This is a genomic window from Ensifer sp. Root31, assembly GCF_001424825.1.
GTDB lineage: Bacteria > Pseudomonadota > Alphaproteobacteria > Rhizobiales > Rhizobiaceae > Ensifer > Ensifer canadensis.
Genome location: NZ_LMCO01000066.1, coordinates 210,590 through 225,963, shown reverse-complemented (window position 1 = coordinate 225,963; position 15,374 = coordinate 210,590). Strand labels below are relative to the sequence as shown.

The 15,374-nt window shown below is 61.0% G+C and carries 13 protein-coding genes; 6 read left to right on the top strand and 7 right to left on the bottom strand.

What is annotated here, in order from left to right; all coding sequences use genetic code 11:
• The first annotated feature begins 230 nt into the window (after window positions 1-230).
• From mltG to gmk, 3 genes are all read left to right on the top strand, one after another.
• A complete protein-coding gene (gene mltG, locus ASD00_RS35355; protein ID WP_025426455.1) occupies window positions 231-1,421 on the top strand; it encodes an endolytic transglycosylase MltG in 1,191 nt (396 codons plus the stop codon).
• A 103-nt stretch (window positions 1,422-1,524) separates the two neighbouring features.
• The gene (locus ASD00_RS35350) at window positions 1,525-2,412 is read left to right on the top strand and encodes a YicC/YloC family endoribonuclease (RefSeq protein WP_025426456.1); all 888 of its coding nucleotides are present in this window, start codon (window positions 1,525-1,527) and stop codon (window positions 2,410-2,412) included.
• A gap of 3 nt (window positions 2,413-2,415) precedes the next feature.
• Window positions 2,416-3,075, top strand: a complete 660-nt coding sequence (gmk, locus tag ASD00_RS35345) for a guanylate kinase (protein WP_025426457.1) — start codon at window positions 2,416-2,418, stop codon at window positions 3,073-3,075.
• 202 nt (window positions 3,076-3,277) lie between these two features.
• Here the strand turns inward: gmk and rsmA are convergent, their stop codons facing one another.
• From rsmA to lptF, 6 genes are all read right to left on the bottom strand, one after another.
• The gene (rsmA, locus tag ASD00_RS35340) at window positions 3,278-4,105 is read right to left on the bottom strand and encodes a 16S rRNA (adenine(1518)-N(6)/adenine(1519)-N(6))-dimethyltransferase RsmA (protein WP_025426458.1); all 828 of its coding nucleotides are present in this window, start codon (window positions 4,103-4,105) and stop codon (window positions 3,278-3,280) included.
• Entirely contained in the window at window positions 4,105-5,133 is a 1,029-nt protein-coding gene (gene pdxA, locus ASD00_RS35335) for a 4-hydroxythreonine-4-phosphate dehydrogenase PdxA (RefSeq protein WP_025426459.1), read from the bottom strand. The genes rsmA and pdxA overlap by 1 nt, the downstream gene beginning before the upstream one ends.
• A 15-nt stretch (window positions 5,134-5,148) precedes the next feature.
• Window positions 5,149-6,090, bottom strand: coding sequence for a peptidylprolyl isomerase (locus ASD00_RS35330; protein ID WP_025426460.1), 942 nt, complete (start codon window positions 6,088-6,090; stop codon window positions 5,149-5,151).
• A 184-nt stretch (window positions 6,091-6,274) separates the two neighbouring features.
• On the bottom strand, window positions 6,275-8,623 hold the full coding sequence (locus tag ASD00_RS35325) for an LPS-assembly protein LptD (RefSeq protein ID WP_025426461.1): 2,349 nt from the start codon (window positions 8,621-8,623) through the stop codon (window positions 6,275-6,277).
• Complete coding sequence (gene lptG / locus ASD00_RS35320) at window positions 8,623-9,705, bottom strand: LPS export ABC transporter permease LptG (protein WP_025426462.1); 1,083 nt, start codon at window positions 9,703-9,705, stop codon at window positions 8,623-8,625. The genes ASD00_RS35325 and lptG overlap by 1 nt, the downstream gene beginning before the upstream one ends.
• Window positions 9,702-10,871 carry an LPS export ABC transporter permease LptF gene (gene lptF / locus ASD00_RS35315; protein WP_025426463.1) on the bottom strand — a complete coding sequence of 390 codons (1,170 nt, stop codon included), beginning with the start codon at window positions 10,869-10,871 and terminating at the stop codon, window positions 9,702-9,704. Before lptF ends, lptG begins: the two co-directional genes overlap by 4 nt.
• A 325-nt stretch (window positions 10,872-11,196) precedes the next feature.
• Between lptF and ASD00_RS35310 the strand changes: the two genes are divergently transcribed.
• Together ASD00_RS35310 and ASD00_RS35305 are read left to right on the top strand one after the other, a co-directional pair.
• Window positions 11,197-12,687, top strand: coding sequence for a leucyl aminopeptidase (locus ASD00_RS35310; protein ID WP_025426464.1), 1,491 nt, complete (start codon window positions 11,197-11,199; stop codon window positions 12,685-12,687).
• Between the two features lie 41 nt (window positions 12,688-12,728).
• A complete protein-coding gene (locus ASD00_RS35305) occupies window positions 12,729-13,178 on the top strand; it encodes a DNA polymerase III subunit chi (RefSeq protein WP_025426465.1) in 450 nt (149 codons plus the stop codon).
• Between the two features lie 76 nt (window positions 13,179-13,254).
• Here the strand turns inward: ASD00_RS35305 and ASD00_RS35300 are convergent, their stop codons facing one another.
• Complete coding sequence (locus ASD00_RS35300; protein ID WP_025426466.1) at window positions 13,255-14,181, bottom strand: Gfo/Idh/MocA family oxidoreductase; 927 nt, start codon at window positions 14,179-14,181, stop codon at window positions 13,255-13,257.
• Between the two features lie 329 nt (window positions 14,182-14,510).
• Here ASD00_RS35300 and ASD00_RS35295 point away from each other — a divergent pair, with 329 nt between their 5' ends.
• Window positions 14,511-15,353: a GNAT family N-acetyltransferase gene (locus ASD00_RS35295; RefSeq protein WP_025426467.1), complete on the top strand. Its 843-nt coding sequence runs from the start codon at window positions 14,511-14,513 to the stop codon at window positions 15,351-15,353.
• Window positions 15,354-15,374: the final 21 nt, after the last annotated feature.

Sequence of the window (15,374 nt, the reverse complement as noted above, 5' to 3'; positions counted from 1 at the left end):
CGCGCAAGGCACATCTGACAGTTTGTTGTATCGCTATTGCCGGGCGCATGCTGGCTGTCTTCGAGCGAAAACGCCGTTGACCGGCGGGTGCGCCGAGACCATTTATTCCACTGCCAATCCAAGGGGATGGCTGCGGCTCAAACGTTTTGTTTTATACCTGCCACGGTCCAGGCCGAAATTCGCACCGCGGCAGCTAGAATGAGGATGCGAATTTCGGGTTCGGGACAATCGTGAGCGACTCAAACGAGAACGGCGCGGCGCAATTCGGCCGCAGCGACACCGGGAACAACGGGCCGATCATTCCGAAATCGGCCAGCGAAGCCTTGCGCCCCGAGAAGGCGCCGCAGCCGCCTACGAAGCGTTCGCGCAAGGCGCGCAGCCAGGTCGTGATCTTCCTGAATTTCGTCATGACCGTTATCGTCTTCGTCGCGCTCGCAGCGGCCGGTACCGTCTATTATGCGATGCATCAGTACGAAAAAGCAGGCCCGCTCGAAGCCAACAAGAACTTCATCGTCAGAAGCGGCGCCGGTATCAGCGAGATCGCCAGCGGCCTCGAGCGTGGCAACATCATCACCGATGGCCGCGTCTTCCGGTTCGTCTCGGAGGCTTACCTGGACAACGACACACTGAAGGCCGGCGAGTACGAGATCAAGGCTGGATCATCGATGCAGGAGATCATGCAGCTCCTGAAATCCGGCAAGTCCATTCTCTATTCCGTGTCGCTGCCGGAAGGTCTGACCGTCAAGCAGATGTTCCATCGCTTGTCCGATGACGAAGTCCTCGTCGGCGACCTGCCGCAGGAGCTGCCTGCCGAAGGTTCGCTGAAGCCTGACACCTACAAGTTTACGCGCGGCACCAAGCGCGTCGAAATCGTCCAGCAGATGGCGGCTGCCCAGAAGGCGCTTGTCGACCAGATCTGGGAAAAGCGCGATCCGAACCTCCCGGTCTCGACTGTCGAGGAGTTCGTGACGCTTGCGTCGATCGTGGAGAAGGAAACCGGACGCGCCGACGAGCGCCCGCGTGTTGCCTCGGTCTTCATCAACCGGCTCGACAAGGGCATGCGCCTTCAGTCCGATCCGACGATCATCTACGGCATTTTCGGCGGTGACGGGAAACCGGCGGACCGGCCGATCCTGAAGTCGGACCTCGATAAGGATACGCCCTACAATACCTATATCATCAAGGGCCTGCCGCCGACGGCGATCGCCAACCCGGGCCGCGCCGCACTTGAAGCCGTTGCCAATCCGTCGCGCACACCGGAACTCTACTTCGTGGCCGACGGCACGGGCGGCCACGTCTTTGCCGTGACATTGGATGAACACAACGCCAATGTTCGCCGCTGGCGCAAGGTCGAAGCCGAAAAGGCAGCCGAAGCGGCAAAGGCCGCCCAGGACGCGGCAACGACGGCACAGCCTCAGTAACAACGGCCTGCATTGTGGACGGACTTGTCACGGCGCGGATATCCCTTGCGGGATACCGCGCCGTCGCCTTATTGCTTTTCCAGAAAATGCCACGGAGGTGAGGATGCCGCTCCAATCGATGACCGGCTTTGCCCGGAGAGAAGGCAGCAGCGGCCGGCATCGCTGGGCCTGGGAATTGCGCTCCGTCAACGGCAAGGGCCTCGATGTCAGGCTTCGCCTGCCGCAGGGACTTGAGCGGTTCGAGCCGGATGTGCGCCGGCTCACTGCAGAATTTTTCTCAAGAGGCAATCTGCAGATCAGCCTGTCCGTCAGTGGAGCGGAGAGCGCTGTCGAAGCGGTGGTGAACCAGGCGGCGCTGACGGCTGTCCTGACCTTGCGCGAACAGCTCGGAGACCTCGTCGATCCCGCACCGCTCAAGTTCGACACGCTGCTGGCGATCCGAGGCATTGTCGACTTCCGTGAGCCCGAGGAGAGTGAAGCGCAACGCGCGTCCCTCGACGACGATATCATGACGGGCCTCAAGCTTGCTCTCAGCGATCTGCGCAGCATGCGCGCCGAAGAGGGCGGGGCGCTCTGTCAGATCCTGCTGGCGCAGGTCGGCAGCATCGAAGCACTGACGGCAACAGTCGAGAATGATCCCTCGCGCAGCCCGGGGGCAATTGCCGAAAGGCTGGCGCAGCAGGTGGCGCTGGTGATGGGCAGCGGCTCTTCGCTCGATCGCGACCGGCTGCATGCCGAAGTGGCACTGCTTGCGACCAAGGCCGATTTGAGAGAGGAGCTGGACAGGCTTGGCTCTCATATTGTCGCTGCCCGCGACCTCTTGTCGAAAGGCGGGCCGGTCGGCCGCAAGCTTGATTTCCTGGCACAGGAATTTAACCGCGAATCGAATACGATCTGTTCCAAATCGAATGCGGCAGTGGTCTCCGCCGCCGGCATCGAGTTGAAAGTGGTGATCGATCAGTTCCGCGAACAGGTTCAAAATCTGGAGTAACGCATGAAACCGGCGACCCCTTCGCCCATCAAGATCGCCCGCCGCGGGCTGATGCTGGTCATTTCCTCACCCTCGGGTGCGGGAAAGTCGACGATCGCGCGCAATCTGCTGGAAGCCGATCCCGATATGAGCATTTCGGTAAGCGTGACCACGCGTCAGCGCCGTCCGAGCGAAATTGATGGACGGCACTATCACTTCAAGTCTATCCGCGAGTTCGAAGCATTGCGGGCGACCGACTCGCTGCTGGAATGGGCTGAGGTTCACGGCAATTTCTACGGCACACCGCGCGACGCCGTCGAAGCGGCGATGGCTGCAGGCCGCGACATGCTTTTCGATATCGACTGGCAGGGCGCACAGCAGCTTCAGGAGAAGATGGCCGGCGACGTCGTCTCGATCTTCATCCTGCCGCCGTCGATGGCCGAGCTGCAATCGCGGCTGCATCGTCGCGCCGAGGACAGCGAGGAAGTGATCGCCACGCGTCTGGCCAATTCACGTGCAGAAATCGAGCACTGGCGCGAGTACGACTATATCGTTCTCAACGACGATCTCGACCGCGCCTTCTCGGCGGTACGCGCCATCGTCGAGGCCGAGCGCCTGCGCCGAGATCGCCGCCCGGGCCTGTTCGAATTCGTCAATGGACTTCTGACGGAAAACCCGTTCTGACCGGAGGCATGGCCGGCAATGCCGGCCATCCGTAGATATTGCTATCGCGGGTACGTTTGCCGCTCCCGCAAAGCCGCAGCGCCCTTTCGGGCGACATGCGCTAGAGCGTTTCCGGTTTAAGCGGAGTCGCAGAAACGCTCTATCTCCTTGTTTTTATGCATTTCCTGACGGAAAACCGCTTCGCACTTTTCCTGGAAATGCTCTAGAGGCAGTTTGCCAGCCGACAGAATTCTTCCACGGAGAGCGTTTCGGCGCGCCGCTGTGGATTGATGTCGGCTTTTGCCAGCAGCGTTTCGCCACCAAGCGGCTTCAGGCTCTGGCGGAGCATCTTGCGGCGCTGGCCGAAGGCGGCGTGCGTCACTTTCTCCAAAGACGACACCGCGCAGGGGATCGGATTGGCGACCGGCTCCAGATGCACGACCGAGGATGTCACCTTGGGCGGGGGCGTGAAGGCCTGCGGCGGCACGTCGAAGGCCATGCGGGCGTTCGTTCGCCAGCCACACAGAACCCCCAGACGCCCGTAATGATCGTCGTCAGCGTCGGCCACGATCCTCAAGCCTACCTCGCGCTGAAACATCAGTGTCAGCGACTGCCAGAAGGGCGGCCATGTCTTTGGCAGCAGCCAATTGACCAGAAGCTGCGTGCCGACATTATAGGGCAGGTTGGCGATGATCTTGACCGGGCCACCACCGGTGATCTCCTCAAAGTCAATCTTGAGCGCGTCACCCTCGATGACATCGAGACGGTTCGGATAGTGGCCGGAGATTTCGGCAAGCGCCGGCAGGCAGCGCGCGTCCCTTTCGATCGCCACTACCTTCTTTGCGCCAAGTGCTAGGATTGCTCGCGTCAGGCCGCCCGGGCCTGGGCCGACTTCGATGACTGTCACGTCCTCGAGCGGGCCGGCCGTCCGGGCAATCTTCTGTGTGAGATTGAGATCGAGCAGGAAGTTCTGCCCGAGCGCCTTCTTGGCGTCGAGGCCATGGCGTTGGATGACATCCCGAAGCGGCGGGAGCCCGTCGAGAGCGGCCATCAGACGATAACTCCTGCGGTATTGTTGGAAAGTTCTGCCGCGAGCTTCAAGGCTGCGAGCAGGCTGTCGTCCCTGGCAATGCCCTTTCCGGCGAGGCTGAAGGCGGTGCCATGATCGGGCGACGTGCGGATGAAGGGGAGGCCGAGCGTGACATTGACGCTATCGTCGAAACCAAGTGCCTTGGCGGGGATGAGCGCCTGGTCGTGATACATGCAGATCGCCACGTCATAGGTCGCACGCGCGCGGTCGTGAAACATCGTATCGGCGGGCAGAGGCCCGGTTGCATCGATGCCTTCGGCGCGCAGCCGTTCGACGACCGGACGGATAATGGCATCGTCTTCGGCGCCCAGCGCTCCACCTTCGCCGGCGTGGGGATTGAGCCCGGCGAGTGCCAGCTTCGGCCTGTCGAGGCCGAAGCGCGTGCGAAGATCCGCCGCGGTAATGGTGCAGGTTCGATAGATCAGATCTGCCGTGAGCTGGGCGGGCACGTCTTTCAGCGGGATGTGGATGGTCACCGGCACGGCACGAAGCTTGGGGCCGGCCAACATCATCACCGGCAACAGGGGCTCGCCGGTGGCCTTCTCCGCGAGATCAGCAAGGTATTCGGTATGGCCGGGGAAGCGGAAGCCGGCTTCGTAGAGCACGGCCTTGGCGATCGGGTTCGTGACGACGGCTGAAGCCTCGCCATCCATGACCAGCTGTACCGCTGTGTCAATCGACCCCGTTACGGCCGGAGCGTTGGCAGAATCGGCCTCGCCAGCAATGACGGGAGAAGGGCAGCGCACCGGCAGAACGGGCAAGGCGTCGGCAAAAATGGAGACGGCATCCCGGCAATCGGTCTCGCGGATCGCAACCGTATGCCCGAGCAATGCTGCCCGCGCCGCGAGAACTGTGGGGTCACCGATGAAAAGGAATGGCGGGGTCGCGCGTTCACGGCGGCCAAGCCAGGTGGTCAGGCTAAGGTCGAGTCCGATCCCGGCAGGATCGCCCATGGTCAGGGCAAGGGGCCCGCCGGTCGTGTCACGCATTTTTGCCCGCTGATCTTACTTGTTGACGATCTGCGCCTTCTTGCGCAGTTCTTCGAGGTACTTTTCGCTGTTCGGGTCTTCACCGCCGGCCTTCTTCTTGCCGATGTCCTCGGCGCGGAAGACGATTTCGGCTGCGGTGTCGTCATTGACCTGGCGCTTCTTGCAGATCGCCAGGAATTCGACGCCCTTTTCGGTCACGCGTGTTCCCGTCGTGTTGCCGTCGCCGGCCTTCTCGACGAGCGGCTTCCACTCGTCCGGCAACTGCTGGACAAGCATGCGGCCGAGATCGCGGATAGAAACGTCACGGTAGTTTGCCGCGAAAACCTTGGCGGTATCGCATCCCGGGAACTGACCACGCGCTGCGTTGGCTTCCGCCTGACGCTTGCCGGTGATGGCGCCGCGCTTCTTCTCCGGAATGACGAAGATGACCTGCTTGAGATAGTATTCCGTTGTGACCGGCTTGGTGCCTCCGCCTTCCATCATGCGCTTGACGAGATCAGCGCCTTGCAGGCGACTTGAGTTGCCGAAACGGAAGTTGACGGCGCGAGGCCAGCTCATCTGCACCGCGATGAACTGCTTGAAATGGTCGGAACCAACGCCGGCTTGATCGAGAATCTTGCCGAGCTGCTCCGGCGAGAGCTTGTTGCCGGCTGCAAAGCGCGCATAGGCCGCGTCCACGTCCTGCGTACTGACCGACTGGCCGATCCGCGCGATCTCGCCACGCTTAAGCACCTCGTCGACGAGCTGCTTCTTGGCTTCTTCTGCGCCACCAGCCTGGCGTTGCAGGCGAAGGAAGGCGACGCGCTTGGCAACGTCGCCGGAGGTGATCACGGTGTTGTTGACCGTTACCGTCACCTGGCTTGCAGCTTGCGCGCTGGCGCAAACGGCAATGCTCAGGCTGCCGGCCAAAGCCAGTGCCGAAAGCGTCCTCAAGATCGACATTTTCCCGCCCATCATCTTTTCCTGTCCTTCGCGCGGGCGAAGCCTGGTGCTTCGATCCGCAGCCCGGCTCACGCCGTTGTTCTATCTTGTCGGAGGGAATGCATAATACATGCGGCCAAACGATGACAAGACCGTTTGGCCGGCCCGACAGCGGGCAGAGGGGCAAACATGTGGCGAATGCCCCTCGGATCGAAGCGTATCAATAGTAGTCCAGCTCTTCGAACTTCGTGTCGCCGACATTGACGTCGCCAAGCGTACGGAAGCTGATGCGGGCGCCGATCGACCAGTCGTTCGCAATCGTGTTGTCGGTATCGCGTTCCTGCTTGTAGACGAGCGAGAACAGCGTGTCTTGATCGTCATAGGTGATGCCGAAGCCATTGCGCGAGATGACATCGTTGTTGATGTCGTAGGTTATCGCGCCGAAGACGGACCAGTAATCGTGGAACCTGTAGGCCGCCGCGGTCTGGATTTCGTCCTGGTTGTCGAGCGAGCCGTAAAGCGGCTGCGCCTCGATGCGCGTATAGGTCATTGCCGCCTGCCAGGTAAGGCCAAGATACCCCACGGTGGCATCGGCGCGACGCAGCGCCAGGTCCTCTTCATCGAGACGGCCGGAAAGGCTGGCCATAAGGCCAGACGGCGCATCGACACCGAACATGGCGACGTAGTCGGACCGTGTGCTCTCGAGGCCCGAATTCGCTCCCGCCTGGACCAAGTCTTCCGTTGCGAACGAGTTCAAACCGCCAAGCTGGTAGGATTGGCCGACGATGCCGCGCAAGCCGTAGCCGCTGTCGAATGTCCCGGTATAGCGAAGACCGACGTTGGCGCGCGTGCCGCCTTCGATGCGGTCGAAGCCGGAGTACTTGTCGCGATCAAACAGGTTCGTCGCGTCGAAGACAAAGCTCTGCGCATCTTCGTTTGGCAGGCCACCGGGATGCTGCTCGTCGGGACGGGCATAGATCTGGGCGATCGGCTCGAGTACGTGGCTGCTGTTGTCGCCGACGAAGAGGATCGGATAGCGCGCTTCGAGGCCCGCCGTCAGCATCCGCCGCGTCGCGGCGTCGCTGTTGTCATAATCCCCGGCATAACCAGGCCCCGGATCCGTCATGTTCAGGCCGAGCGCATCACCGCGCGCGGCAAGCAACGGCGTCAGCACGAACCCGCCCGGAGCAATGTAGGTACGCTTCCATTCGAGTTCGGCCGTGAGGCGGTGCGACGTGCCCTCGAGACCTAGGTACCTGTTGACGTCTGGAACGGCGTCAAGGTCAAGCCGGTTTCGCTTGATGTTGGTGAGGTTCACCGTCGCCGAAAGTTCGCCTCCCAATACCGGCTCTGGCGCCTTGTAGGAATAATCCAGAACCTGCGCGGTAGGCTGCTGGTTTTCAGCGATGCTGTTCGGATCTGCGTCCTGGATATCGAAATAGAAGGCGCGCAGGTCGAAGAAGTTCCGCTTGCCAAGCCCGGTCAGATACGCCTGGTTGACGTAGGTCGTTCCGTCGAAAGTCGACAGTTCGTAGGTCTTGGCGAAGTTGTTGTCGGATTGGACGAGGACGTTCCAGCCGAAGCTCCAGCGCGGATTGATCTCGAATACGCCCCTGGAAGCGACCATGCCGCGGTTCGTTTCAAGCGCGTCGACCGTACCAGGCGTGAAGCGGCTCTTGTCGAGCTGGCTGATGCCGGCGAAGCGCAAGGTGTGAAGGCCGTTGTGGAAGCTCTGGCGAAACTCGCCTTCGAGCAGGAAGCCTTGGCGGCTCAGGCCCGTCACGGTGGCGGTCGCGTCCATATAGGGCGAGATCGCCCAATAGTAGGGGACGCCCACGCCTGCGCCGAGCTTCTGTGTGTACTGAAACTGCGGGAACAGGAAGCCGCTCTTGCGCTTGACCGTATGATCAGGCAGTTCCATCACCGGAATATAGGCGATGGGCTTGCCAAAAAGCTCGAAACGGGCGTTTTCCAGCCGTATCGTCCGCGTACGTCCATTCTGGACGACGCGCTGGGCCTTGATGTGCCACAGCGAACGGTGATCGGGCTTCGTCGTGCAGGGCGTGCACGCGGTGTAAACGGCCTCGTTGAGGATGAATTCTTCGCCGTTCCGCCGTTCGCCGCTGGTCGCAGCAAGCCGTGTCAGATCGGTCGTCTCTATCCGCAAGGCATCAATGAAGCCGTTGCCGAAGTCATCGGTGACGTCCATCTTTTCGGCATAGACGACATTGCCGCCCGGCTCGATCAACTGGATTTCACCGGTGGCATGAATGCGGCCCGATTTCTGGTCGTATTCGACCTGTCGGGCCACCATCTTGTAGCCGCCGTAATCGATCTGCACGTTGCCGCGCAAGATGACCTTTTCGGCGTCCTTGTTATAGACAAGCTCATTGGCGGACAGAAGCAGCTTGGCATCTTCCGGCATGTTCGGGCGCAGCGAATCAAGGCGCTCCGACGTCTGCTGCGCGAGCGCGGGTGCACTCATTCCCATGGCAAGTGTCTGCAGCGCCACTCCTGCGAGCAGGGCAGCGTTGATCAGCTTTGTACGTTTGCGGTTGCCTACCGCCACTAGCCATCCTCCTGATTTAAAAGAATCGTCGAGCCCAGCGCCATCGCTACAACAACTGGCAACCAGGCTGCAACGAAGGGAGGTACAATACCGCTGCTCCCGAATGCTTTGACAAGCACGGTGACGACATAAAGCACGAAGCCCGACAGGATTCCACCGAGAATCACCGAGCGCGATTGGTTGAACCGGCTAAATTTCAGCGACACGCACGCAGCGATCAGCGTCATGGCGACAAGCAGCAGCGGCAGTGACAACAGGGAGTGGAATTGGGTTTCCATGCCGTTTGTGGAAAAGCCGAAGGAGCGCGCCACCTCGATCTTCCGCGGAAGGTCGAAAAACTGAATGGAATCAGCCTTTGCAAGCCTTTCCTGAACAAACTCTGGCTTCAGATTCGTGCGGAGTTGTGCCGTTTGCAGACGGCGAGGCAGCTGTCCGCTGCTTGTTTCCGTTACGCCATTAAGAAGCCAGTAACCATCTTCGAGTTTAGCGGAGGCGGCATCCTGTCTCAGAATGATCGAACCCTGTGGATCAAAGTGGATGACGGTGACGTTCAGAAGTGTGGTGCCGCCATCCTGAACCGAGCGTGCGCCGATGATCGTATCGGTGCCTTCATAGATCTGTCGCAGCCAGGGAATCGAGCCGGCATCCGAGGTGCGCGATGACCCGAGGGCAGCAAGCAGGGTCTCTTCCTTCTTCGTGCCCCAGGCTGCGAGCGGGTTTAGCGCAAGCACGGCGAGTACGCCGAACAGGAAGGCGCCAAGCACGAACGGGCGCAGGAACTGCCACACCGAAATGCCCGCGGCGCGGGTAACCACGAGCTCGTAGCGGCGGTTGAGCGAGATCAGAGCCGCCATCGCCGAGAAGAGTGCCACGAAGGGCACGGTTTGTTGCAGGATGGTCGGGATCCGGAACGCGCTGATCAGCAACGCGCCGGTGACCGAATAATGCGGAAGGTTGGACAGGCGGCTCGCCTGTTCGCTGAAGTCGATGATGAAGACCAGCGAAAAAATGCCGACCAGAAACCAGAAGGTCGTGACAGCATAACGGGTCAGAAAGTAGCGGCCGAGTGTGGTGAAAATCATGATGCGTTGCTCCCGTCAGATGAGGGGCGCACGAGGCGAAGGCGAACCATCAGCTCGGACAGCTTTTCCTGCCAGGTCATCGGAATGTCGAGACGCCGGTTGCTGGCGAGTTGGTGAATGGCGAGCGCTCCGGTCGCAAGGGGCACGATATACATCAACGGAACGAACCAGACGGAATCCTCGGCGCTGTTGCCCGCATAGAACGTCATCCATCGGATGACGAGGGCAGAGCCGAGTGCGCTGACCATCGGATGGACGCGCGCCTCGCGGTGCGAGCGTGCATCACTGCAGAAGACAAGCGCGATCAGGCCGAACACCAGCGGGAACGTCCATTCCGTCAGGCGGCGGTGCAGTTCGGCGGTGAAGGCAAGCGGGTTGCCCTGGTAGACAGAATCATTGGGATCCGGATTGAAAAGATTGGGAAGGTCGCGATCCTTGGCGCGTATCGTCGCTTCGCGGGTCGCCTTCGTCATGTCGGCCAGATCGAAGGCGTAGGAATCGAATTTGATGATCGACACGCCGCCGTCCGGCAGTTTGCGTTGGACTTCGCCGTCCTTCATGACCAGCGCCGAGCTTTTCTCGTCCACGGCACCTTCGCGCGCATAATAGACGAGCTCGAAAGCCGGGTTGCGCGAATCGGCAACGAAAATCCCCTCAAGCACACCACCGCCGCGCCGGCCGCCAACCTGGACATAGAGGCCGTCAGTAATCTTGCGGAAGGCGTTCTCCTGGACGACCGAGGAAAGCAGGTCGGCGTTGGCCGTTGCTAGCATCTTGCGCACAGCGACGCGCGAATAGGGCTCGACAAAATTGTCGACCACGAACGACAGGACGCTAAGGCCAGCGGCGAGATAGATGATCGGCCGGATGATGGTCATGCGCGAGCTTCCGGCCGCGTTCAGCACCGTCAGCTCCGAATCGGTATTCATCGTCGTGAGCGTCTGGGTTACGCCGATCACCAGGGCGAAAGGCAGAATGATCGGCACGACCGACGGCAGAATGAGCGTTGCCAGCTTCAGGAAGGCGAAGACGGACTGCCCGCTATCGGTAACCAGGTTGACGTTGGTCAGGGCCTGCGTCGTCCACACGATGCCGAGCAACGGCAAAAGCGTAGCGAGGAACATGGTCAGGGCACGCCGGAAAATGTAGCGTTCGATCAGCTTCATGTCCGTTTCCGGTCCAAATCCATGCTCATGTTTCTGTGCCGCACCGCCGCATCGAAACGCCTGTTGCTGCCGCCGCCATCAGCGGGAACCGAGCTTCCGTCTCACGTCCGGCGCTGCTCAAATCGTAAAGCAACTGGGATAATTTAAGACGAAGAACCTCGGTTAACCGCATGTAAACATCTGCGGGCATCTTGCCAAGCCGTTGAAAAGCGAGAAGGGTGCCGACCACAGCTTTGACGGTGGTAGACGCAGCGAATGTTTGTCACTGTCACCCCCCGGTAACAGGGCGGGTCGTGTAAGACCGAAAAATGCCCGGAGTTTTGTAATGTCTATGAAATTTGAGTTCACCTTCGCCAAGTCCCATCGCCCGGCGGGTGGTGTTGCGGTCCTCCTGAAAGCCGCCGCAGGACAGGCGGCGGGCGCCGATGTCGCCGATCCGGAAGGCGTGCTGGCCAAGGCGGCGAAGGTCAAGAAGTTCAGCGGCAAGGCATTCTCCACCCTCGATATCATTGCCCCGCATGGCTCGCCCGCGGACCGGATCGTGGTTCTTGGTCTTGGTGACACCGATGCATTGACCGATCACGATTGGCTGAAGGCAGGCGGCGCGGCAGCCGCAAAATTGCGTGGAGCCGACAAGGCCACGATCTTCATCGACGTCCCCGACCTCGATGTCACCGGCAAGGCGGCGGCCGACTTTGCGCTCGGCATGGAAATGAACGCCTACAGCTTCGACGGTTACAAGACGAAGAAAGCGGACGACGATGCCAAGCCGGCAGGCAAGCCGGTCAAGGTGACGATCGTTACCGGCGCGGTGATTGCAGCGAAGAAGGCTTTTGCGACGGCGCAGGCGGTCGGCGAGGGCGTATTTCTCGCCCGCGACCTGGTCAACGAGCCGGCAAACGTCCTCGGTCCGCTGGAGTTCGCCGCCAAGGCGAAGGAGCTGGAAAAGCTCGGCGTCGAGGTGGAAATCCTCACCGAAAAGGAAATGAAGAAGCTTGGAATGGGTGCGTTGCTCGGCGTTGCCCAGGGCTCGACGCGTCCGCCGCGGCTGGTCGTGATGCAGTGGAAGGGCGGCAAGTCCAAGGATCGCCCGGTCGCCTTCGTCGGCAAGGGCGTCGTGTTCGACAGCGGCGGCATTTCGATCAAGCCCGCGGCCGGCATGGAAGAGATGAAGGGCGACATGGGTGGTGCTGCCGCCGTCACCGGCTTGATGCACGTGCTCGCTGCCCGTCACGCCAAGGTCAACGTCGTCGGCATCATCGGGCTTGTGGAAAACATGCCGGATGGCAGCGCACAACGCCCAGGCGACATCGTCACCTCGATGTCAGGGCAGACGATCGAGGTCATCAACACCGATGCCGAGGGACGTCTCGTTCTGTGCGATGCACTTTGGTATTGCAACGACCGCTTCAAGCCGCAGGCCATGATCGACCTTGCGACGCTGACAGGCGCCATCATGGTTGCGCTCGCGACCCATCACGCCGGCCTGTTTTCGAATGATGACCGCCTGGCCGGCCAGCTGTTGGCCGCCGGCATTGCCACGCAGGAGCGCCTCTGGCGCATGCCGCTCGGCAAGGAATACGACAAGATGATCGACAGCAAGTTTGCCGACATGAAAAACACCGGCGGACGTCATGGCGGCGCGATTACGGCGGCGCAGTTTCTGCAGCGTTTCGTCAAGGATACGCCCTGGGCGCATCTCGATGTCGCCGGAACCGCCATGGGCTCGCCGACCGACGAAGTCAATCAATCCTGGGGCTCCGGCTTCGGCGTTCGCCTGCTCGATGAGCTGGTCCGCGCGAGCTATGAGTCCTGAGCGGCATCGTGAGCCGCGGTGAAGGTCGTGGAGAGATCGGTGTGATCGAGGTCCTTTTCTATCACCTGACGGAATCGAAGCTCGAGGACGCACTTCCACCGCTGCTCGATAAAAGCGTCGAGCGCGGCTGGAGGGTGGTGGTGCAGACGGTCGATGCCGAGAGGCGCGATGCGCTCGATACGCATCTCTGGGTTTACAGGGACGAAAGTTTCCTGCCGCACGGGACAGATGCCGGGGAACTCGCTGCCGAGCAGCCGGTTCTCCTGGTGGCGGACGATGGAAATCACAATGCCGCAACCGTTCGCTTCGTCGTCGACGGTGCCAACCCGCCACCGGTCGATACTTACGAGCGGATCGTCTTCATGTTCGACGGCTACGACCAGGAACAGCTCGAAGCCGCTCGCGGTCACTGGAAGCGGCTGAAGGGTGAGGGCCACAACCTCACCTATTGGCAACAGAACCGTGACGGACGCTGGGAAAAGAAGGCCTGAGCGACGCAAGAACGGCTTCAAGAAGACAAAGCCCGCGGCAAACCGCGGGTTTTGTTTTTCGATCCTGTCCGGACGCCTAGTCGTGGAAGGCTTCGACGAATTTGCGTCGGCCGAGCATGAAGGCATCGGCGACATGGCGCAGCGGCGCCAGATCGACGTCCGACGTCTTGGCCCTGATGATTTCGGCGAAGCGCTTGTAGAGCATCGGATATTCCTGCTCCGGCTCCTCATGCACAATCTTGCCGTCGACCGAGAGCTTTGCGCCACCTTCCGAAAGCACCATTTCGCCTGATGCGGTCTGCGCGACGATGTCCCAACTCTGTTTACCGGTCTGGCGCCAGTCGAACTCTGCCGAAACCGCCAGCTTGTTCGCGTCGGTGAAGGCGATCGTGGCGGCGATCGGGGCGTCGCGGTTCTCCGGGAATTCCAGCGTGGCTGCGGTTATGAACAGCGGCCGTGGCAGGATATGCGTTACGATCGACAGCGCATTGATACCCGGATCGAAGATACCGAGGCCACCGGCCGCCCAGATCCATTCCTGATTCGGATGCCAGTGCCGCACGTCCTCCTTCCAGATGATCTTCACATCGTGGATTGCGGTCGCGGTGAGAAACGACTTCGCTGCCTCTACTGCCGGTGCATAGCGCGAATGCCAGCTTGCAAACAGTGACAGCCCCTTAGATGCAGCCAGAGCCTCCAGATCCGCGACTTCGCTCAATGTGGCGCCTGGCGGTTTTTCGAGGAAGACATGTTTGCCGGCCTCAAGGGCCGTGCGCGCGGCCTCATACCGGTATTGCGGTGGCATGCAGAGCGATACCGCGTCGATTGCGGGAACGGCCTCCAGCATCGCTTCGATCGACTTGAAATTATCGATGCCATCGACGGTGCCGTGGCGGCTCGCCGCAGCAATCAGGTGGTAGTCGTCGTTCTTGGCAATGGCCGGCAGGTGCTGGTCACGAACGATCTTGCCGACGCCGACAAGCGCGATTTGAATTGGAGGCATGGTGTTTCGCTCATATTAGTATGATTTATTGTCGGTTCTTGTAGCAGATTGCGCGGCGCGGGCAAGCACTGCCGAAGAGACGCGAGCCCGGTTTGCTGAACGCCAAACAAACGGCAACGGACCCATTCTTTCTGGCCTCCTGTGCCCTACAGCGCCGCGCGTCTTATCAGACGCGCAAAGGTCGCTGTAGCACTTTGAATTGCTGCATGTTTTTATCCTTAAATCGAATAGGATTTAAGGAGCATGCAGTAGCTTCTACAATCCATGATGCCAATCCACATGTGCAGCAAACGCGACACGCGCGGTGACCGGCAGAACGAGGAGAGATTATGCACCACGAAATCCGCCATGCCAGCCGCCACGAACTCGATGCCATCATCGATTGGGCGGCCCGCGAAGGCTGGAACCCGGGGCTCGACGATGCGGCGGCATTCTGGGCGGCGGATCCGGAAGGATACTGGGTGACGGAGCGCGAGGACAAGCTCGCAGCCGCCATATCGCTGGTGCGCTACGACGAGAACTATGCCTTCCTTGGCTTCTACATAACGGCACCGGATTTCCGCCGGCAGGGTATCGGCGGCCAGATGTGGCAGCACGCCTTGGCGGCGGCGGGACAACGCATTGTCGGTCTCGACGGTGTCGTTGCCGAGCAGGAGAACTACCGGCGGTCTGGCTTCGTTCTCGCCCACGCCAATATCCGCTATGGCGGCATCGTCGACGCGGTCGAGCCTCCGGGTACGGACCTGGTGGAGGTTGCGCCGATCCACATGCCGATGCTGATCGACTACGACCGTCGCTTCATGCCAGCCCGGCGCGACACTTTTCTCACCGAATGGCTGAGACCGGGCCGTACGCGACGAAGCGTCGTGCTGCTCCGGGACGGTGCGATTGCCGGCTACGGCACCTTGCGCGCCTGCCGGCAGGGCTACAGGATCGGTCCGCTCTTTTCCGAAAGCGAGACGGCAGCCGACCTGGTGTTTCGAAAGCTGGCTGCGACGGTGAAGGGCGAGGAGATCCACCTGGACATTCCCGAGCCGAATGCCTCGGCGCGTGCGCTCTGCGAGCGCTACAACATGAAACCGGTTTTCGAAACGGCGCGGATGTATCGAGGCGTCGTGCCCGATCTGCCGCTCGCCCGCATCTACGGCATCACCACCTTCGAACTCGGCTGACCGGCGACGTGCCGGGACAGC